Origin of the sequence: Streptomyces sp. 840.1 (assembly GCF_003751445.1) — a bacterium.
Taxonomy (GTDB): Bacteria; Actinomycetota; Actinomycetes; order Streptomycetales; family Streptomycetaceae; genus Streptomyces.
The window spans coordinates 3,377,744-3,398,328 of record NZ_RJUU01000001.1; the positions used below are offsets into that span (position 1 = coordinate 3,377,744).

General features: G+C 70.6%; 12 protein-coding genes. 6 read left to right on the forward strand and 6 right to left on the reverse strand.

Going from position 1 to position 20,585, the window contains the following annotated elements:
• Both EDD93_RS15455 and EDD93_RS15460 read right to left on the reverse strand, forming a co-directional pair.
• Positions 1 to 1,176, reverse strand: coding sequence for a winged helix-turn-helix domain-containing protein (locus EDD93_RS15455; RefSeq protein WP_123525691.1), 1,176 nt, complete (start codon positions 1,174 to 1,176; stop codon positions 1 to 3).
• 52 nt (positions 1,177 to 1,228) lie between these two features.
• Positions 1,229 to 1,816, reverse strand: coding sequence for a GNAT family N-acetyltransferase (locus EDD93_RS15460; protein WP_123525692.1), 588 nt, complete (start codon positions 1,814 to 1,816; stop codon positions 1,229 to 1,231).
• 241 nt (positions 1,817 to 2,057) lie between these two features.
• Here EDD93_RS15460 and secA point away from each other — a divergent pair, with 241 nt between their 5' ends.
• The gene (gene secA, locus EDD93_RS15465; protein WP_123525693.1) at positions 2,058 to 4,880 is read left to right on the forward strand and encodes a preprotein translocase subunit SecA; all 2,823 of its coding nucleotides are present in this window, start codon (positions 2,058 to 2,060) and stop codon (positions 4,878 to 4,880) included.
• A gap of 885 nt (positions 4,881 to 5,765) precedes the next feature.
• Here the strand turns inward: secA and EDD93_RS15470 are convergent.
• The gene (locus tag EDD93_RS15470) at positions 5,766 to 6,185 is read right to left on the reverse strand and encodes an Rv3235 family protein (RefSeq protein ID WP_123525694.1); all 420 of its coding nucleotides are present in this window, start codon (positions 6,183 to 6,185) and stop codon (positions 5,766 to 5,768) included.
• 288 nt (positions 6,186 to 6,473) lie between these two features.
• On the opposite strand from EDD93_RS15470, the gene EDD93_RS15475 reads away from it, so the two are divergent.
• Together EDD93_RS15475 and EDD93_RS15480 are read left to right on the forward strand one after the other, a co-directional pair.
• On the forward strand, positions 6,474 to 6,980 hold the full coding sequence (locus EDD93_RS15475) for a DUF6912 family protein (RefSeq protein WP_123525695.1): 507 nt from the start codon (positions 6,474 to 6,476) through the stop codon (positions 6,978 to 6,980).
• Positions 6,981 to 7,028: 48 nt separating this feature from the next.
• Positions 7,029 to 7,700: an HAD family hydrolase gene (locus EDD93_RS15480; protein ID WP_123525696.1), complete on the forward strand. Its 672-nt coding sequence runs from the start codon at positions 7,029 to 7,031 to the stop codon at positions 7,698 to 7,700.
• A gap of 31 nt (positions 7,701 to 7,731) precedes the next feature.
• Here EDD93_RS15480 and EDD93_RS15485 read toward each other — a convergent pair whose 3' ends face one another.
• Positions 7,732 to 8,298, reverse strand: a complete 567-nt coding sequence (locus EDD93_RS15485) for a DJ-1/PfpI family protein (protein ID WP_123525697.1) — start codon at positions 8,296 to 8,298, stop codon at positions 7,732 to 7,734.
• Positions 8,299 to 8,889: 591 nt separating this feature from the next.
• Here EDD93_RS15485 and EDD93_RS15490 point away from each other — a divergent pair.
• A complete protein-coding gene (locus tag EDD93_RS15490) occupies positions 8,890 to 13,923 on the forward strand; it encodes an NAD-glutamate dehydrogenase (protein WP_123525698.1) in 5,034 nt (1,677 codons plus the stop codon).
• A 72-nt stretch (positions 13,924 to 13,995) separates the two neighbouring features.
• On the opposite strand, the gene EDD93_RS15495 is transcribed toward EDD93_RS15490, so the two are convergent.
• Positions 13,996 to 14,775 carry an ABC transporter ATP-binding protein gene (locus EDD93_RS15495; RefSeq protein WP_123525699.1) on the reverse strand — a complete coding sequence of 260 codons (780 nt, stop codon included), beginning with the start codon at positions 14,773 to 14,775 and terminating at the stop codon, positions 13,996 to 13,998.
• The gene (locus tag EDD93_RS15500; protein WP_398903771.1) at positions 14,768 to 15,718 is read right to left on the reverse strand and encodes an ABC transporter permease; all 951 of its coding nucleotides are present in this window, start codon (positions 15,716 to 15,718) and stop codon (positions 14,768 to 14,770) included. Before EDD93_RS15500 ends, EDD93_RS15495 begins: the two co-directional genes overlap by 8 nt.
• A 117-nt stretch (positions 15,719 to 15,835) precedes the next feature.
• Here EDD93_RS15500 and EDD93_RS15505 point away from each other — a divergent pair, with 117 nt between their 5' ends.
• A complete protein-coding gene (locus tag EDD93_RS15505) occupies positions 15,836 to 16,453 on the forward strand; it encodes a TetR/AcrR family transcriptional regulator (protein WP_123525701.1) in 618 nt (205 codons plus the stop codon).
• A gap of 323 nt (positions 16,454 to 16,776) precedes the next feature.
• Complete coding sequence (locus EDD93_RS15510) at positions 16,777 to 20,310, forward strand: bifunctional glycosyltransferase family 2 protein/CDP-glycerol:glycerophosphate glycerophosphotransferase (protein ID WP_260255743.1); 3,534 nt, start codon at positions 16,777 to 16,779, stop codon at positions 20,308 to 20,310.
• Positions 20,311 to 20,585 lie beyond the last annotated feature (275 nt).

Here is a 20,585-nt window from a genome sequence, read left to right on the forward strand (position 1 = left end):
TCATGCCAGGAGGCGGGCGATTTCCCGGGTGAGCGGTCCGCGCAGCTCCGGTGCGTCGACCCGCTCCAGCCGGACATCCGTGCAGCCGACCCAGGACGCCGCCTCGACCAGCGCCTCCGCCATCGGCGGCACGGCCTTCGGGCCCGCCAGGGAGGCCTGCCGGGCGACCAGCGTCGTCCCCTCGCGGGCCGGGTCGACCCGGCCCTGAAGCCTGCCGCCCGCCAGCAGGGGCATCGCGAAGTAGCCGTGGACCCGCTTGGGCTTGGGAACGTAGGCCTCCAGCCGGTGGGTGAAGCCGAAGATCCGCTCGGTCCGGGCCCGCTCCCAGACCAGCGAGTCGAACGGCGACAGCAGCGTCGTACGGTGCCGGCCGCGCGGCTCCGAGGCCAGCGCCGCCGGGTCGGCCCAGGCCGGCTTCGTCCAGCCGCGCACCGTCACCGGCACCAGGCCGGAGTCCGCGACCACCGCGTCGAACTGCTCGGCCCTGAGCCGGTGGTAATCGGCGATGTCCGCGCGCGTGCCCACGCCCAGCGACTGCCCGGCGAGTGCCACCAGCCGGCGCACGCACTCCGCGTCGTCCAGATCGTCGTGGAGCACCGAGGCGGGCAGGGCGCGCTCCGCCAGGTCGTAGACCCTCTTCCAGCCGCGCCGCTCGGTGCACACGACCTCGCCGTACATCAGGGCCCGCTCGACGGCGACCTTCGACGCCGACCAGTCCCACCACTCCCCGCCGTTCTTCGCGCCGCCCAGCTCCGTCGCCGTCAGCGGGCCCTCGGCGCTCAGCTGCTTGATGACCTTGTCGTACACGCCGTCCGGCAGGTCGTGGTGCCACTGCGGGCGGGAGCGGTAGGCGCGGCGGCGGAAGGCGAAGTGCGGCCACTCCTCGACCGGCAGGACGCACGCCGCGTGCGACCAGTACTCGAAGGCGCGGCCCCCCGACCAGTAGGCGTCCTCGACCGGGCGGCGGCCTACCGCGCCGAGGCGCGCGTACGGGATCAGCTCGTGCGACCGGGCGAGCACCGAGATCGTGTCGAGCTGGACGGCGCCGAGATGCCGCAGTACGCCCGGCACCCCGGCCCGGCGGTCCGGGGCACCGAGGAAGCCCTGAGCGCGCAGGGCGATCCTGCGGGCCTGGTCGGCGGAGAGTTCGACTGCGGGAGGCTGCACAGGCGTCATGCCTCGAACCCTAGAGGGCGGCACTGACAGTCCGGCCGGGCCTTCGCGATATTCAGGGGCGGACGGGGCCGCTCGCCGGGAGGTAGGCGCAGGTCCCCGGCAGGCCGAGGTCGGACGGGAGCAGCGCACCGGTCCACGTATCGCGGCGCACTCCCTTGTTGAGCAGTCCGGAGCGCTGGTCGCCCTCCATACGGAAGCCGGCCCGAAGGGCCACCGCCCGGGAGGGGATGTTGCCGGTCTCGGCCCGCCACTCCAGCCGGTCCCCGCCCAGAGAAGTGAAGGTCCAGTGCGCGGCGCGGCAGACCGCTTCCGTCATGTAGCCGCGGCCGCGGTGCTCGCCGGCGGTCCAGAAACCCACCTCGTAGGTGCCCGGCTGGTTGCGGCGGTTGATGCCCAGTGCACCGGTCAGGGCCCCGCCGTCACGCAGTACGACGGCGAAGTTGTACATGGAGTCGTCCTGCCAGCCGTCGGGCGAGAACTGCCTGGTGAAGAGCTCCGCGTCGGTGCGGCTGTAGGGCGAGGGGACGACCGTCCAGCGCTGGATGCCGGGGTCCTGACAGGCGGCGTACACCTCGTCCGCGTCGTCCGGGGCGAAGGGGCGCAGCAGCAGGCGGTCGGTGGCGAGGGTGATCGGTTCCATGTACGGATTGTGCTGACCGGGCGGGGAACGGGGCGAGCACTTTTCGGGCTTCCCGGCACCTTCGGCGCCCTTCGTCCGTTGATCCGGCAGGGCACTGCGAGCTCAAGGCAGTGGCAGCCCTCCCGGCGCGGCGGGGTCCTCGCTTACGATGGCCGTTGCGGTGGGGCCCACCTGCCGTGCCCGCGCCAGAGTCCATAACACGACCCAGTGCCAGGCCCGACCGGCAAGGAGACCAGCCTCAGTGTCCGTCTTCAACAAGCTCATGCGTGCAGGCGAAGGCAAGATCCTGCGCAAACTGCACCGCATCGCGGACCAGGTCAGCTCCATCGAAGAGGACTTCGTCAACCTCTCCGACGCCGAGCTGCGGGCGCTCACCGACGAGTACAAGGAACGGTACGCGGACGGCGAGAGCCTGGACGACCTGCTTCCCGAAGCATTCGCGACCGTCCGTGAGGCCGCCAAGCGAGTCCTCGGACAGCGCCACTACGACGTTCAGATGATGGGCGGCGCAGCCCTGCACCTCGGCTATGTGGCCGAGATGAAGACCGGTGAGGGCAAGACCCTGGTCGGCACGCTGCCCGCGTATCTCAACGCGCTCTCCGGCAAGGGCGTGCACCTGATCACGGTCAACGATTATCTGGCCGAGCGTGACTCGGAGATGATGGGCCGGGTCCACAAGTTCCTCGGACTGGACGTCGGCTGCATCATCGCCAACATGACGCCGGCCCAGCGCCGTGAGCAGTACGGCTGCGACATCACGTACGGCACGAACAACGAGTTCGGTTTCGACTACCTCCGCGACAACATGGCGTGGTCGCAGGACGAGCTCGTCCAGCGTGGCCACAACTTCGCGATCGTCGACGAGGTCGACTCGATCCTGGTCGACGAGGCCCGTACCCCGCTGATTATCTCCGGTCCCGCCGACCAGGCCACCAAGTGGTACGGCGACTTCGCCAAGCTGGTCACCCGGCTGACCAAGGGCGAGGCGGGCAACCCGCTCAAGGGCATCGAGGAGACCGGCGACTACGAGGTCGACGAGAAGAAGCGGACCGTCGCGATCCACGAGCCCGGTGTCGCGAAGGTGGAGGACTGGCTCGGCATCGAGAACCTCTACGAGTCGGTGAACACTCCCCTCGTCGGGTACCTCAACAACGCCATCAAGGCCAAGGAACTCTTCAAGAAGGACAAGGACTACGTCGTCATCGACGGCGAAGTCATGATCGTCGACGAGCACACCGGCCGTATCCTCGCCGGCCGCCGCTACAACGAGGGCATGCACCAGGCGATCGAGGCGAAGGAAGGGGTGGACATCAAGGACGAGAACCAGACGCTCGCCACGATCACCCTGCAGAACTTCTTCCGCCTCTACGGCAAGCTCTCCGGCATGACCGGTACGGCGATGACCGAGGCCGCCGAGTTCCACCAGATCTACAAGCTCGGCGTGGTGCCGATCCCGACCAACCGGCCGATGGTCCGGGCCGACCAGTCGGACCTGATCTACCGCACCGAGGTCGCGAAGTTCGCCGCCGTCGTCGACGACATCGCGGAGAAGCACGAGAAGGGCCAGCCGATCCTGGTCGGCACCACCTCGGTCGAGAAGTCCGAGTACCTCTCGCAGCAGCTCTCCAAGCGTGGCGTGCAACACGAGGTCCTCAACGCCAAGCAGCACGACCGGGAGGCGCCGATCATCGCGCAGGCCGGCCGCAAGGGCGCCGTCACGGTCGCGACGAACATGGCGGGCCGCGGTACCGACATCAAGCTGGGCGGCAACCCCGACGACCTGGCCGAGGCCGATCTGCGTCAGCGCGGACTCGACCCGGTCGAGCACGTCGAGGAGTGGGCGGCCGCGCTGCCCGCGGCGCTGGAGAAGGCCGAGCAGGCGGTGAAGGCCGAGCACGACGAGGTCAAGGACCTCGGCGGGCTCTACGTCCTGGGCACCGAGCGGCACGAGTCGCGCCGTATCGACAATCAGCTGCGCGGTCGTTCCGGCCGTCAGGGCGACCCGGGCGAGTCCCGCTTCTACCTGTCGCTGGGCGACGACCTGATGCGCCTGTTCAAGGCGCAGATGGTCGAGCGCGTGATGTCGATGGCCAACGTGCCGGACGACGTCCCGATCGAGAACAAGATGGTGACGCGGGCGATCGCGTCGGCCCAGTCGCAGGTCGAGCAGCAGAACTTCGAGACGCGTAAGAACGTCCTGAAGTACGACGAGGTGCTCAACCGGCAGCGTGAGGTCATCTACGGCGAGCGGCGCCGGGTGCTCGAGGGCGAGGACCTCCAGGACCAGATCCGTCACTTCATGGACGACACGATCGACGACTACATCCGCCAGGAGACGGCGGAAGGGTTCGCCGAGGAGTGGGACCTGGACCGGCTGTGGGGCGCGTTCAAGCAGCTCTACCCGGTGAAGGTCACGGTCGTCGAGCTGGAGGAGGCCGCCGGGGATCTCGCCGGGGTCACCGCGGAGTTCATCGCGGATTCCGTCAAGGACGACATCCACGAGCAGTACGACGAGCGTGAGAAGACGCTCGGCTCCGACATCATGCGTGAGCTGGAGCGGCGCGTGGTGCTGTCCGTGCTGGACCGCAAGTGGCGTGAGCACCTCTACGAGATGGACTATCTCCAGGAGGGCATCGGCCTGCGGGCCATGGCGCAGAAGGACCCGCTGGTCGAGTACCAGCGCGAGGGCTTCGACATGTTCAACGCCATGATGGAGGGCATCAAGGAGGAGTCCGTCGGCTACCTCTTCAACCTGGAGGTCCAGGTCGAGCAGCAGGTCGAGGAGGTGCCGGTGCAGGACTCGGAGACCTCGCTCACCAAGGAGGACGCCGTTCCGGCCGCGCGTCCGGAGATCCGGGCGAAGGGGCTCGACGCTCCGCAGCGTCCGGACCGGCTGCACTTCTCCGCTCCCACGGTGGACGGGGAGGGCGGTGTCGTCGAGGGCGACTTCTCCAACGTCGACGGTGACGCGGTCGGAGCGGGTGCGGAGTCCGACGGGCTCACCCGGGCTGAGCGGCGCAAGGCGCAGAAGAGTGGGGGCGGTGGGCGGCGCCGCAAGAAGTAGCGCGCGCTGATCGCTGGATCACGGCCGGGGCCGGGCACCGTTTGGGTGTCCGGCCCCGGCCGTTGTTTGGGGTGGGGTGGGGTGGGGGTGCGGTGGGGGCTGGGGTGTGCTGCGGGTAGTGGGGCGCGGGTGGGGTGCGCCTGCGGCGGGCGTTGTCCCCTACCCGCCCCTTCCCGTAACCGGGGCTCCGCCCCGGACCCCGCTCCTCAATCGCCGGAGGGGCTGGGAGTACGCGGGGGGCGGGCTGGAAGGGGGCAGGGCGGAGGGGGCGCGTGGTGGGTTGGGAAGTGGTCGGAGGGGGACGGACGGCGGGCCGGCAGGGGTGGACCGGAGCGGGGTGGCCGGGAGGACCGGGGAGGGGGTGGGCCGGAGAAGGGCGGGCCGGGAGGGCTGGGCCGGAGAGGTGTGGCCGGTACGGGTAGCCGGGAGGGCCGAGGAGGGGCTGGGCCGGAAAGGGAGAAGAGCGGGCCGGTACGGGTGGCCGGTAGGGCTGGGCCAGAGAGGGGCGGCCCAGGAGGGCTGGGCCGGAGAGGTGTGGCCGGTAGGGCTGGGGAGAGCTCCCGGGCAGGGATGGCGGGTTCGGAGGGTCCGCGCAGGGTGGGCGTAGGCACTGGAAGGGGCTGTGTGCGGTTGTGGGGGCCTGTGGGTGGGTGGGGTGAGGGATTGGGTGGTTTGGGCTGCGGTCGGGCTTGTGGGGGCCGACGGGGGGCTTGGGTCGGTTGTCGGTCCGCTGGAGGTTGGCATCGGTCTGCCGGTCTGCCGGTCTGCGTGCGTCGTGGGGAGTGGTGCTGGGCTCGGCCCCTGGGTTGGGGCGAGCCCGGCACTGCTTCGGTCAGGGGTGGCGGGCTTGGCCCCTGGGTTGGGGCGAGCCCGGCACTGCTTCGGTCAGGGGTGGCGGGCCGGGGTGCTGCCCAGTTCCACCGCCGCGCAGCGCCAGCGGAGGTCGGGGCCCTGTTCCAGGCGGAAGGCCATGGCCCGGACCTGTTCGCCCGCCGCGATGCTCGCGCAGGCCTCGACCACGCCGGGGGCCGGCTGGGCGCCGCGGCACATGCGGATCACCGGGCGGGCGCCGCGGCTCCGGAGCGGGGTGGCGGGGGCCAGTTCGGCGAGCTGGTCGTAGGCCTCGCCGATGGTGTGGCCGAGCATCCAGTGGACGGGGCGCTGGCCGCTGAGTACGGCCAGGAGGCGTTCCGCGAACCACTGGTGGGGGCGGACGCGCCGGGGTGTCCGGAGGCGTTGCGAGGGGACGGTCTCGGGCCTGCGTGCGTCGTGCCGTCCGGCGGGCCGGGTCCTGTTCATGGTCACTGCTCATCGCCCCCGTGCTCAGAGGCCCGGCAAATACCGGGCGGTAACTTCTGCTGTGGATCTTCTACGGGGGTGGCGGACCGGCCGCAAGCGCCCCTGGGGCCGGGGGAGCGGGCCCGGAATTCACCTATCCGGGTGGTGGACCGGGTCCGGAGAGGGGTGCGGGGGCGGGGTGGGCAGGGTGAGGGGCGGTTGCCGGGTGGACGGGGCGGGGGCGGGACACGTAACCCCAAAGGGGGACGCCGCACGTATCCTGAGGGCGTCTCCGACTACGAAAGCGGCCAAGCCATGCGCGTGTACGTCCCCCTGACCCTCTCCGGGCTCGCAGCGGCGCACCGGGCGGGCGAACTGGGCCCCGGCCCGCTCACCGCCTACGCGGTGACCCCCGGACTGCGCGAGTGGTACGTCTCCGACGACATCGAGGAGCTGGAGTACGCGGCGCTCAACCGGGCCGCCTCCGCGTCGCTGCGGCTGATCGCCGGGGATCCCGGCGCCGCCCGCCGTCGCGTCGTCGTCGCGGTCGATGTGCCGGACGGGGACGCGGTCGCCGACCCGGACCACATCCTGGACGCCTCCTCGCTCGGTGAGGTCACGATCGCCTCCGCGGTGGCGCTGGCGAAGGCGGCCGCGGTGCACGTCGACGCGGACGAGGCGGACAAGGACGTCACGGCGGCCGCGGCCGCGCTGGGGGCGGCGGACCTCGGCGACGACGACGCGCAGTTCACCGTGGACGGCGCCGAGGACCACGAGCTGCTGTGGTTCGGCATCCAGGAGATCCCGAACCTGATCGGCTGAGGGCCGTCGCCTCGTCGTCTGTCAGTGGCTGCGGGTATTTTTCTTGGCATGGGGACGCAGGGGAAGTACCGCACACATCTGGTCTGGGACTGGAACGGCACGCTGCTCGACGACAACACCGCGGTCGTCGGCGCGACGAACGCCGCGTTCGGGGAGGTCGGCGTGGCGCCGATCAGCCTGGGGCAGTACCGGGAGATGTACTGCATACCGATACCCCGGTTCTACGAACGGCTGATGGGCCGGCTGCCCACCGAGGCCGAGTGGGACCAGATGGACCTGGTCTTCCACCGCCACTACACCGAGCAGCGCGGGAGCTGCGGGCTGACCGCGGGCGCCGCGGAACTGCTCGCGCAGTGGCAGCAGGCCGGCCGGAGCCAGTCCCTGCTGAGCATGTACGGGCACGACGAGCTGGTCCCCGTGGTGCGCGGATACGGCATAGAGCGGCATTTCGTACGCGTCGACGGCCGCACCGGGCGCTCCGGCGGCAGCAAGGCTCAGCACATGGAGCGGCATTTCGCGGCACTGGACGGGATATCCGCAGAGCACGCGGTGATCATCGGTGACGCCGTGGACGACGCGGTGGCGGCCGCCCACGTCGGCGCGAGGGCGGTGCTCTACACCGGTGGTTCGCACAGCCGGGCCAGCCTGGAGGCGGCCGGGGTGCCCGTCGTGGACACCCTGGCCGAAGCGGCGGACCTGGCCCTGCAGCTCGCCGCGTAGCGGCGGGAGCGCCGGCGGCCGGGCCCGGTCGTCAGGTGACCGGGGCCTTCGCGCGGAGCACGGTCAGGAACTCCCGCATCCAGGCCGAGTGGTCCGGCCAGGCGCGGGACGAGACCAGGGAGCCGTCCACCACGACCTCGTTGTCCTGGAAGTCGGCTCCGGCCGACTCCATGTCCGGTTCCAGCGCGGGGTAGGCCGTGACCCGGCGGCCCTTCAGCGCGCCCGCCGCGGCGGTCATCAGCGGGCCGTGGCAGATCTGGGCCACCGGGCGCTCCGTGTCGAAGAACGCCTTGAGGATCTCGCGCAGCCGGGCGTCGTTGCGGAGGTACTCGGGGGCGCGCCCGCCCGGGACGACCAGGGCCGCGTAGTCGTCCGGGTCGACCTCGTCGAACGCCAGGTCGGCGGGCCAGGTGTAGCCGGGCTTCTCCGTGTACGTGTCGAAACCGGGCTCGAAGTCGTGGACCACGAAGCGGAGCGTCTTGCGGGCGGGGGCGGCGATGTGGACCTCGTACCCCTCCTCCAGGAGCCGCTGGTACGGGTAGAGGACTTCCAGGGACTCGGCGGCGTCGCCGGTGACGATGAGGATCTTCGGTGCCATGGCGGGGCTCCCACGGTTCGTCGGCCAGTTGTGGATCAGCGGTTCCGGGTGCCGGTTCCGGCTACCGGGCCGGATACCAGAGTGCGGCAGCACGGCTCCGCGCGCTGTCCAGAGTGTCAAAGTCCGGGGCTTTCTTTTGTACACATACGGCTCGTGACGGTTACCGGGGCGGGGGAGATAGCCTGGACCCCGTGATCAGCGCGATAGCCCTCGGGGGCAGCGAAGCCCCCGGCCTGCGCCCGGAGTGCCACAGCACCCGGGCTCCGACTGATCCCCCCAGCCCGGTCCGACTGCCAAAAATGGCTAATAAGGTCCCGGGCATCTCTCATTGCGGCATAGCGTCGACGCAGACCGACCGTCACATGGGGGGTGGGAGAAGAAGCGGGGCTGGGTGCGTGCAGCTGCACGGCGGAGGATTGAGGCATGGCGGAGCCATGGTGATTGACGACAACGCCGCAGATGCGCGTGCCGAGCCCCGCGACGCCGCCCTCCCATGTGACGGTCGGTCTCGGACCGGAAACCCCGTGTCGTGGCGGTACGTCGTCTTTTACACCTACGTCACGCAACGGCGCGCGACAGGAGCCAGAGGACATGCAGACCAAGCTGGACGAAGCCAAGGCCGAGCTGCTCGCACGGGCCGCCAAGGTAGCTGACAACAGTCCGGGCGGTGGTGTCGGCGGGCCGGGCGGTGCCCCCCGGGTGCGCGTTGCGGCCACCGGGGCCGACAACGGCGACGGGGCCGGGCAGGAGCGTCCGGGCCAGGACGTACTGCTCGCCTACCTCCAGCGCTACTACCTCCACACCGCTCCGGAGGACATCGGCGGCCGGGACCCGGTTGACGTCTTCGGCGCCGCCTCCTCGCACTACCGCCTCGCGGAGAACCGCCCGCAGGGCACGGCGAACGTCCGGGTGCACACCCCGACCGTCGAGGAGAACGGCTGGACGTGCACGCACACGGTCGTCGAGGTCGTCACGGACGACATGCCCTTCCTGGTCGACTCCGTCACCAATGAGCTGTCCCGCCAGGGGCGCGGCATCCACGTCGTGATCCACCCGCAGGTCATCGTCCGGCGCGATGTGGCCGGCAAGCTGATCGAGGTCCTCACCGACGGCGCCGGCATCTCGACCGGTCCGCAGAACGGGCGCAAGAACGCCAAGGGGGCCAAGGACGCCAAGGCCGAGCTCCCGCACGACGCGCTCGTCGAGTCCTGGATCCACGTCGAGATCGACCGCGAGTCCGACCGCGCCGATCTCAAGCAGATGCAGGCCGACCTGCTGCGCGTGCTGTCCGACGTACGGGAGACCGTCGAGGACTGGGAGAAGATGCGCGACGCCGCGCTGCGCATCGCCGACGACCTGCCCGGCGAACCGCTCGACGACCTCGCCGACGACGAGGTGAACGAGGCCAGGGAGCTGCTGCGCTGGCTCGCGGCCGACCACTTCACCTTCCTCGGCTACCGCGAGTACGAGCTGAAGGACTCCGACGCGCTGGCCGCCGTACCCGGCACCGGCCTCGGCATCCTGCGCTCCGACCCGCACCACACCGAGGACGAGGCGCACCCGGTCAGCCCGTCCTTCGACCGGCTGCCCGCCGACGCCCGCGCCAAGGCCCGGGAGCACAAGCTCCTCATCCTGACCAAGGCCAACAGCCGGGCGACCGTGCACCGCCCCAGCTACCTCGACTACGTCGGCGTGAAGAAGTTCGACGCCGAGGGCAACGTCATCGGTGAGCGCCGCTTCCTGGGACTGTTCTCGTCCGCCGCCTACACCGAGTCCGTGCGCCGGGTGCCCGTCGTCCGCCGCAAGGTGGCCGAGGTGCTGGAGGGCGCGGGCTTCACGTACAACAGCCACGATGGCCGGGACCTGCTGCAGATCCTGGAGACGTACCCGCGCGACGAGCTGTTCCAGACGCCGCCCGACCAGCTGCGCTCCATCGTCACCTCGGTGCTCTACCTCCAGGAGCGGCGCCGGCTCCGGCTCTACCTGCGCCAGGACGAGTACGGGCGCTACTACTCCGCGATCGTCTACCTGCCGCGCGACCGGTACACCACCGGCGTACGCCTGCGGCTGATCGACATCCTCAAGGAGGAGCTGAACGGCACCAGCGTCGACTTCACCGCCTGGAACACCGAATCGATCCTCTCCAGGCTGCACTTCGTTGTCCGCGTCGCCCCCGGCAGCGAGCTGACCGCCCTCACCGACGCCGAGGCCGACCGCATCGAGGCCCGGCTCGTCGAGGCCGCCCGCTCCTGGGCCGACGGATTCCAGGAGGCGCTGAACGCCGAGTGCGGCGAGGAGCGCGCGGCCGAACTGCTGCGCCAGTACGGGCACTCGTTCCCCGAGGGTTACAAGGCCGACCACTCGGCGCGTGCCGCCGTGGCCGACCTGGTCCACCTCGAAGCCCTCAAGGAGAACGAGCGGGACTTCGCCCTCAGCCTGTACGAGCCGGTCGGCTCCGTCCCCGGCGAGCGCCGCTTCAAGATCTACCGGACCGGTGAGCAGGTCTCCCTGTCCGCCGTCCTGCCGGCGCTCCAGCGCCTCGGCGTCGAGGTCGTCGACGAGCGCCCGTACGAGCTGCGCTGCGCGGACCGTACGCACGCCTGGATCTACGACTTCGGGCTGCGGATGCCGCAGGGCACGGGCAACGGCGGCTACCTGGCCGACGACGCCCGCGAGCGGTTCCAGGAGACCTTCGCCGCCGTCTGGACCGGTGAGGCCGAGAACGACGGCTTCAACGCCCTGGTGCTCAGCGCCGGTCTGAACTGGCGCCAGGCGATGGTGCTGCGCGCCTACGCGAAGTACCTGCGCCAGGCCGGATCGACCTTCAGCCAGGACTACATGGAGAGCACTCTCCAGAACAACGTCCACACCACCCGGCTGCTGGTCTCGCTCTTCGAGGCCCGGATGTCCCCGGAGCGCCAGAGCGCGGGCACGGAGCTGACCGACGGGCTCCTCGAAGAGCTCGACGGGGCCCTGGACCAGGTCGCCTCGCTCGACGAGGACCGCATCCTGCGGTCCTTCCTCACCGTCATCAAGGCCACCCTGCGCACCAACTTCTTCCAGCGCGCGGACAGCGGCAAGCCGCACAGCTACGTGTCGATGAAATTCGACCCGCAGTCCATCCCGGACCTCCCGGCCCCGCGCCCGGCGTTCGAGATCTGGGTCTACTCGCCCCGGGTCGAGGGCGTCCACCTGCGCTTCGGCAAGGTCGCCCGCGGCGGTCTGCGCTGGTCCGACCGGCGCGAGGACTTCCGTACGGAGATCCTCGGCCTGGTCAAGGCGCAGATGGTGAAGAACACCGTCATCGTCCCGGTCGGCGCCAAGGGCGGCTTCGTCGCCAAGCAGCTTCCCGACCCGGCCGCCGACCGTGACGCCTGGCTGGCCGAGGGCATCGCCTCCTACCGGACCTTCATCTCGGCGCTGCTCGACATCACCGACAACATGGTGGCCGGCGAGGTCGTGCACCCCAAGGGCGTCGTCCGGCACGACGAGGACGACACCTACCTCGTCGTCGCGGCCGACAAGGGCACCGCGAAGTTCTCCGACATCGCCAACGAGGTCGCCGTCGCGTACGGCTTCTGGCTGGGTGACGCGTTCGCCTCCGGCGGCTCGGCCGGCTACGACCACAAGGACATGGGCATCACCGCCCGCGGCGCCTGGGAGTCCGTCAAGCGGCACTTCCGGGAGCTCGGCCACGACACCCAGACCGAGGACTTCACCGTCGTCGGCGTCGGTGACATGTCGGGTGACGTGTTCGGCAACGGCATGCTGCTCTCCGAGCACATCCGGCTCGTCGCCGCCTTCGACCACCGGCACATCTTCATCGACCCGAAGCCGGACGCCGCCGTCTCGTACGCCGAGCGGCGCCGCCTCTTCGACCTGCCGCGCAGCTCCTGGGCCGACTACAAGAAGGAGCTGATCTCCGCGGGCGGTGGCATCCACCCGCGCAGCGCCAAGTCGATCCCCGTCAACGCGCACATCCGCGAGGCGCTCGGCATCGAGTCGGGGGTCACCAAGATGACGCCCGCCGACCTGATGCGGACGATCCTCCAGGCCCGCGTCGACCTGCTGTGGAACGGCGGCATCGGTACGTACATCAAGTCCTCCGCCGAGTCGAACGCGGACGTCGGCGACAAGGCCAACGACGCGATCCGCGTCAACGGCGAGGACCTGCGGGCCAGGGTCGTCGGTGAGGGCGGCAACCTCGGCGCCACCCAGCTCGGCCGGATCGAGTTCGCCCGTACCGGCGGCCGGATCAACACCGACGCGATCGACAACAGCGCCGGTGTCGACACCTCCGACCACGAGGTGAACATCAAGATCCTGCTCAACGGGCTGGTGCGGGACGGCGACATGACCGTCAAGCAGCGCAACAAGCTGCTGGCCGAGATGACCGAGGAGATCGGCCATCTGGTGCTGCGCAACAACTACGCGCAGAACACCGCTCTCGCCAACGCCGTGGCCCAGGCGCCCTCGCTGCTCCACGCCCACCAGCGCTTCATGCGCCGGCTGGGCCGCGACGGCCATCTCGACCGGGCGCTCGAGTTCCTGCCCACCGACCGGCAGATCCGCGAGCTGCTCAGCGCCGGCAAGGGGCTCAGCCAGCCCGAGCTGGCCGTGCTGCTCGCCTACACGAAGATCACCGCGGCGCAGGAGCTGATCGGCACCAGCCTGCCGGACGACGAGTACCTGCAGAAGCTGCTGCACGCCTACTTCCCGAGGCAGCTGCGCGAGCGGTTCCCCGAGGCGGTCGACGGGCACGCGCTGCGGCGCGAGATCATCACCACGGTGCTGGTCAACGACACGGTCAACAGCGGCGGATCGACGTTCCTGCACCGGCTCCGGGAGGAGACCGGCGCCTCGATCGAGGAGATCGTGCGGGCGCAGGTCGCGGCCCGCGAGATCTTCGGGCTGGCCAAGGTGTGGGATGCCGTGGAGGCGCTCGACAACCGGGTGTCCGCCGATGTGCAGACCCGGATCCGGCTGCACTCGCGGCGGCTCGTGGAGCGCGGTTCGCGCTGGCTGCTCGGCAACCGGCCGCAGCCGCTGGAGATCGCCGGGACGATCGACTTCTTCCGGGCCGGGGTCGAGCAGGTCTGGGCCGAGCTGCCCAAGATGCTGATGGGCGCCGACCAGGAGTGGTACCAGTCGATCCTGGACGAGCTCACCGAGGCGGGCGTCCCCGACGAGCTGGCACAGCGCGTCGCCGGATTCTCGTCCGCCTTCCCGGCGCTCGACATCGTGGCGATCGCGGACCGTACCGGCACGGAGCCGCTGGCCGTCGCCGAGGTCTACTACGACCTCGCCGACCGGCTGTCCATCACCCAGCTGATGGACCGGATCATCGAGCTGCCGAGGGCCGACCGCTGGCAGTCGATGGCCCGTGCCTCCATCCGCGAGGACCTGTACGCCGCGCACGCGGCGCTCACGGGTGACGTGCTGAGTGTGGGCGGCGCCACCGCGACACCGCAGGAGCGGTTCGAGGCGTGGGAGGAGAAGAACGCGGCGATCCTGACGCGGTCGCGCTCCACGCTGGAGGAGATCCAGGGGTCGGACGCGTTCGACCTGGCGAACCTGTCGGTGGCCATGCGGACGATGCGGACGCTGCTGCGTACGCACGTGTAGCGGTGTAGGTGCTGAGGACGAGGCGATTGCCGGGTGCGCCCGGCGGCCGCCTCGTCCTCTTGCTTCTTCCGGTTACTTCTTCTTGGTGAACTTCTCGTAGGCCGCGACCACTTCCTTCGCCGGGCCGTCCATCCGCAGCGTGCCCGCCTCCAGCCAGATCGCCCGGTCACAGGTCTCGGTGATCGACTTGTTGTGGTGGCTGACCAGGAAGACCGTGCCGGCCTGCTCGCGCAGTTCGATGATCCGGTCCTTGCTACGGCGCTGGAACTTGGCGTCGCCGGTGGACAGCGCCTCGTCGATCAGCAGGACGTCGTGGTTCTTGGCGGCGGCGATCGAGAAGCGCAGCCGGGCGCCCATGCCGGAGGAGTAGGTGCGCATCGGCAGGGTGATGAAGTCGCCCTTCTCGTTGATGCCGGAGAACTCGACGATCTCCTCGTAGCGCTCGCGGATCTCGGCGCGGGTCATGCCCATCGCGAGGCCGCCGAGCACGACGTTGCGCTCGCCGGTCAGATCGCTCATGAGCGCGGCGTTCACCCCGAGCAGCGAGGGCTGGCCCTGCGTGTGGACGCGTCCCCTGGTGGCGGGCAGCAGACCGGCGATGGCCTTCAGCAGCGTCGACTTCCCCGAGCCGTTGGAGCCGATCAGCCCGATCGCCTCCCCCTTGTACGCGGCGAAGCTGACCCCCTTCACGGCGTGCACCTCCCGCACCCCGGGGGACTGCCGGCGCGAGGCGAGCCGGCTGAGGGCGGAGGTGGCGCTGCCCTTGCCGGCGCGGGCGCCGTTGACCTTGTACGTGATGTGGACGTCGTCGACGACGACCGTCGGTACTCCGGGCGAAGTGCTGTCAGCCACGTCCGTAACTCTCCTCGGCCTGCCAGAAGTAGATGAATCCGCCGACGCCGCACACCAGTGCCCAGCCGGTGGCGATGAGCCACACGTGCGGGGGCAGCTGTCCGCCGTCGAAGCTGTCGATGAGGGCGAACCGCATCAGGTCGATGAAGACGGCGGCCGGATTGATCTCCAGCGCCAGCTTCACCGCGTGCGGCACCCGGTCGCCCTGGAGCATCGTGCCGATGCTCCACATGACGCCCGACGCGTACATCCAGGTGCGCAGGATGAACGGGGTCAGCTGGGCGATGTCCGGGGTGCGCGCGGCGAGGCGGGCCATGACCATCGAGATGCCGGTGTTGAAGACGGCCTGCAGGGCCAGGGCCGGCAGGGCCAGCAGCCAGGAGGGCTGCGGGTACTGGCCGAACACCAGGAGGATCACCACCAGCGCGCCCAGTGAGAAGACCAGCTGCTGGAGCTGTTGCAGGGCCAGTGCGACCGGCAGTGAGGCGCGCGGGAAGTGCAGGGCACGTACGAGCCCGATGTTGCCGCTGATCGCGCGGGTGCCCGCGGTGATCGAGCTGCTGGTGAAGGTCCAGATGAAGACGCCGGTGACCAGGAACGGTACGTAGTCCGGGACGCCGTGCTTCGTCTTCATCAGGACGCCGAAGATGAAGTAGTAGACCGTCGCGTTGAGCAGCGGGGTCATGATCTGCCAGATCTGGCCGAGCTTCGCCTGGCTGTACTGGGCGGTCAGCTTGGCGGTGGCGAACGCCGTGATGAAGTGCCGCCGCCCCCACAGCTGTCGTACGTACGCGGGAAGGGCCGGCCGGGCCCCGCTCACGGTCAGCCCGTGCCGGGCGGCCAGGGCTGCGAGCTCTCCCGGCGCGTACACGGGAGGGGACGTGGCCGGCGGGGTGACCACCGTCGTCGCCGGGGCCGCCGGGGCTGTTGTCTGGCTCACCACGATCGCTTTCGTCGAGGGGCGGGAACACACACGAGCGACGGGACGGGACCGTATCGTCGCAACGCCGAGGGTAGGACGTCAGTACGTCGCAACGCAACCGTTTCGTCGTGACGGTCTATGATTCTGGCCATGACCACCGACCCCGGAAGCCGCCGCCGTGCCCCCGCCGGAGCCGCCGTGCTGCGCGAGGACGTCACCGATGCGATCCGCAGCGCGGTCTTCGAGGAGCTGGCCTCGGTCGGCTTCGCCCGGATGTCCATCGAGGGCATCGCCCGCCGCGCCGGCGTCGGCAAGACCGCGGTCTACCGTCGCTGGAAGTCCAAGCTGCACCTGGTCCTCGACCTGGTCTCCGCCGTCGCCGTGCAGGGCATGCCCGCCCCGGCCACCGGCTCGCTGTACGGAGACGTGCGCGCCGTGCTCGAACTGGCCGCCTACGCCCTGCGCCACCCGCTCGCCTCCCAGGTCATCCCGGACCTGCTCGTCGAGGCGGCCCGGAACCCGGAGATCTCCGACACCATCAAGGCCGCGCTCCTGGACCCGCAGCTGGGCATCGCCGCCGTCGTCGTACGGGACGCCGTGGCGCGCGGGGAACTGCCGGAGGGCAGCGACCCCGACCGCGCCCTCGACCTGATCGTCGGCCCGCTCTACTGGCGCCTCGCGGTGGTCCGGGGCGAGCTGCCGCCGGGGTACCTGGACGACCTGGCGGCCTCGGCCGTGGCGGCGCTCACCCGCTGAGCGCGCGCCCCCGGCCGATTCCGTACACCGGGGTGATGTCCCGCACAGAGGCGTCCGAGCGCGTTTTTCGGGGGTCCCCGGGCATCCGCTACTGTGGTCGGCGGGCCGCCCACCGGGCCGTCCGGAGCATGCGCCGAGCGTGCGCCAGGACCGTCCGGGCGAAGCCCCAGGCACTGCCGTCACCCCCTCCGAGCGGCGTTGCCCACGGGGTGAGCACGGGGCAGGCGTAGTCACTCGTTCGGGACCGTAACCGGTGACCCCCGACCGTATTCACGGTTGAGCCATACGGACAGCCAGGCCCCCGATGAACGGACGTGCTCAACATGCCGCCACGGCTCAGTGTCGTTGTCCCCGTCTACAACGTGGAACTCTTCCTGACGGACTGTCTGAAGTCCCTCGCGGAGCAGACCATGACCGACCTCGAGGTGGTGATGGTCGATGACGGGTCCACCGACGGCAGTGCGGCGCTGGCCGCGGAGTTCGCCGCGCAGGACGACCGCTTCCGGCTGGTGAGCCAGCAGAACGGCGGGCTGGGGCACGCCCGTAACACCGGTGTCCGCAACTGCGATCCGGAGAGCCGCTACCTGGCCTTCGTCGACAGCGACGACATCATCCCGCCGAACGCGTACGAACTGCTCGTCGGAGCGCTGGAGGAGACCGGCTCCGACCTCGCGTCCGGCAACGTGCTGCGGCTGCGCGCCGGCGGCAAGCTCCAGCAGTCGCCGATGTTCCGCAAGCCGATGGCGACGACCCGGATGCGCACCCACGTCTCCCGCGACCTGGAGCTCCTCGGGGACCGGATCGCCTGCAACAAGGTCTTCCGCCGCTCCTTCTGGGACAAGCACGAGTTCGCCTTCCCGGTCGGCGCGCTCTACGAGGACATCCCCGTCGTGCTGCCGGCCCACTTCCTGGCCGGTTCCGTCGACATCGTGAAGGACCCCGTCTACCACTGGCGGGACCGGCCGGGGTCGATCACCACCAGCCGGGCCGTCGTGCGCGGCGTCCGCGACCGGGTCGCGCACGTACAGGGGGTCTCCACCTTCCTCGCGGAGAACCGCCCGGCCGCCGACAAGAACCACTACGAGGCGCACGCCCTCGCCAACGACCTCTGGTACTTCATGGAGGTGCTCCCCGACGGCGACGAGGAGTACCGCGAGGCCTTCCTGACGCACTGCAACGCGTTCATCGACCAGGTCGACCCGAAGGTCCTGGACGGACTCCCGCTGCGGCTGCGCCTGATGTGGTACCTGGTGCGCGAACACCGCATGGCGGAACTGCTCGCGCTCCTCGCCTACGACAAGCGCGAGCCCGGCGCGTTCGCCGTACGCGGCGTGCGCCGCCGGCAGGCCGGGTACCCGGTGCTGAAGCAGCCGGTCCCGGCCCAGGTGCTGCGCGTGGCCGACCGCGACCTCCCGCTCGCCGCCCGGCTGCGGGACGCGCAGTGGCGCGACGGCAAGCTACACCTCACGGGATACGCCTACATCCGTAACCTGCCCGTGAGTTCGGGCCCGAGCGAGCTCCGGATCGGCTGGCTGCGGGCCGGCCGGCGCCACGTGGTGCCGCTGCGGCTGCGCAGGACCGACGAGCCGGAGGCCACCGCGCGCTCCCGCCAGAGCCTGCACGACTACGACCGGGCGGGCTTCGAGGCGGTCATCGACCCGGCGAAGCTCCGCATCGCCGCCGACGGCACCCCCAAGCAGCGCAGCTGGAACCTGGAGATCGGCATCGCCAGGAACGGCCTGCTGCGCCGCTCCTTCCCCTCCGTGCGCGAGGCCACCGTGGCGCCGCCCGTCTACCGGCCGGACGGGGACCACCGCATCGCCCCGGCCTTCGACGGCGACAAGCTGGTGCTGCACGCCGAGCGGATCGACGCCCGGTTCGAGACCCACCGCGCGGGCGACACCGCCGGCACCGTCGTGGTGTCCGGCATGGTGCGCGACCGCCTCGCCAAGGACGAACTGCGGCTCGGCCTCACCCACAAGGCCACCGGCGCCGCCTACGACGTCCCCGTCACGGTCGGCGGGGGCACCGAGTCCTCGGCGGCGGGGTGGCGCCGTTTCACCGCCGAACTCCCGCTCGCGGCCCTTACCGAGGCCCGCCCGGCCGACGACACGCCGAAGAGCCTCGGCTACAGCGTCCACCTCGTCGGCCCCAACGACCAGAGGACGCCGATCGACGTGCCCGGCCCGGTGCTGCCCGGCCGCTACCCGCTCGGTGACGGCGAGGCCGGCGTGCGCCGCGAGCTCGCCTTCGTCACGAGCGCACGCGGGAACCTGCTGATCGGCGACCGCACCGTGCAGCCCTTCGTCGAGCTGGCGGGCTGGACCGACGACGGACAGCTCTTCCTGGAGGGCAGCTACCCCGAGGACCCCGAACACCCCGTCGAGCTGGTGGTCCAGAACAGCGCCCACCGCGAGGAGACGACCTTCCCGGTCGAGTTCTCCGGCGACGACGACGCCCGGCGCTTCCGCGCCGCACTGCGCCCCGACGCCGTCGAGGGACCCGGTGGCCCGCTCCCGCTGGGCGAGGGCAACTGGTACTTCTTCTTCCGCGAGAAGGGCGCGGGCGACGAGAGCGGCGACACCGCGCTGCGCATCCCCGCCTCCGCCTTCCGCACCCTGCCCGCCACCCGCACCCTCACCGGCCGCGACTACACCATCGCGCGGCGCTTCGGCGACCAGCTCCTGGTCGTCTCCGCCCCGGTGCTCACCGCCTCCGAGCGCGGTCTGCGCGCCAAGAAGCGGCTGAGCGACGCCTACGCCGTACAGCGCACCGCGCCGCTGCGTCAGGCAGCGCTCTACAGCACCTTCGACGGCCGCCAGTTCTCCGACTCGCCGCGCGCGGTCTACGAGGAACTGGTCTCCAGGGGCACCGAGCTGGAACACCTGTGGGTGGTGCGCGACCAGCAGGCCGTCATCCCCGCGGGCGCCACCGCCGTGGAGCACGGCTCGGCCGCCTGGCACGAGGCGCTGGCCCGCAGCCGGTACGTCGTCACCAACACCCAGCTGCCCGAGTGGTTCGTGCGGCGCGAGGACCAGACCGTCGTCCAGACCTGGCACGGCACCCCGCTCAAGCGGATCGGTCTGGAGCTCGCCGGTACGGCCCAGGCGAACGCCGCCTACATCGGCACGCTCAGGGAACGCGCCCGCCAGTGGAGCTTCCTGGTCTCCCCGAACACCTTCTCCACCCCCGTCCTGCGCCGCTCGTTCGGCTTCGAGGGCGAGGTCCTGGAGTGCGGCTATCCCCGTAACGACCTCTTCCACGCCGCCGACCGCACGAAGGTCGCCGAGACGGTACGGGAGCGGCTCGGGATCCCCAAGGGCAAGCGGGTCGTGCTGTACGCGCCGACCTGGCGCGAGGACCAGCAGCTGGGCGGCGGGCGCTACTCGCTCGGCCTCCAGCTCGACCTGGCCGCCGCCGAACGCGAACTCGGCGCGGACACCGTGCTGCTGGTGCGCCGTCACTACATGGTCACCGACCGCCTGCCGGACAGCGGCACCGGATTCGTCCGGGACGTCTCGCGCTACCCGGACGTCGGCGAGCTGATGCTGATCAGCGACGCGCTGGTCACCGACTACTCCTCGCTGATGTTCGACTTCGCCCAGACCGGCCGCCCGATGCTGTTCCACACCTACGACCTGGAGCACTACCGCGACACGCTGCGCGGATTCAGCTTCGACTTCGAGACGCGGGCCCCCGGCCCGCTGATCCCGGGCTCCGACGACCTGATCGACGCCCTGCGCGACCCGGTCCGGGCCATCGCGGGACACGCGGAAGCCTACGAGGCATTTCGGCGCGACTTCTGCGACCTCGACGACGGCCGCGCGACCGCCCGGGTGGTCGACCGGATGCTGTAGCCCGCTCCCCGCGCGAAACGCCGCCCCCGCAGGGGCACCCGTGCCCGGCCGGTACCCGTACCGGCCGGGCACCGGCATGTGACGAACCCCGGGGCGGCACCGCGGTGGACGGAAACTGACGTACGGACTGTACGAACCGCGTGAACCGTTCGAGTGATTCGACGCATTCGGTGTTTGCGCCTTCTCGCCGCACATCCGGGCCGGGAGCCGGAAAAGTGTGCTCATCGGTGCGTTGCATAGCGTCGCCGGGTTGCTACGTTCTGCTTTCATGGGTA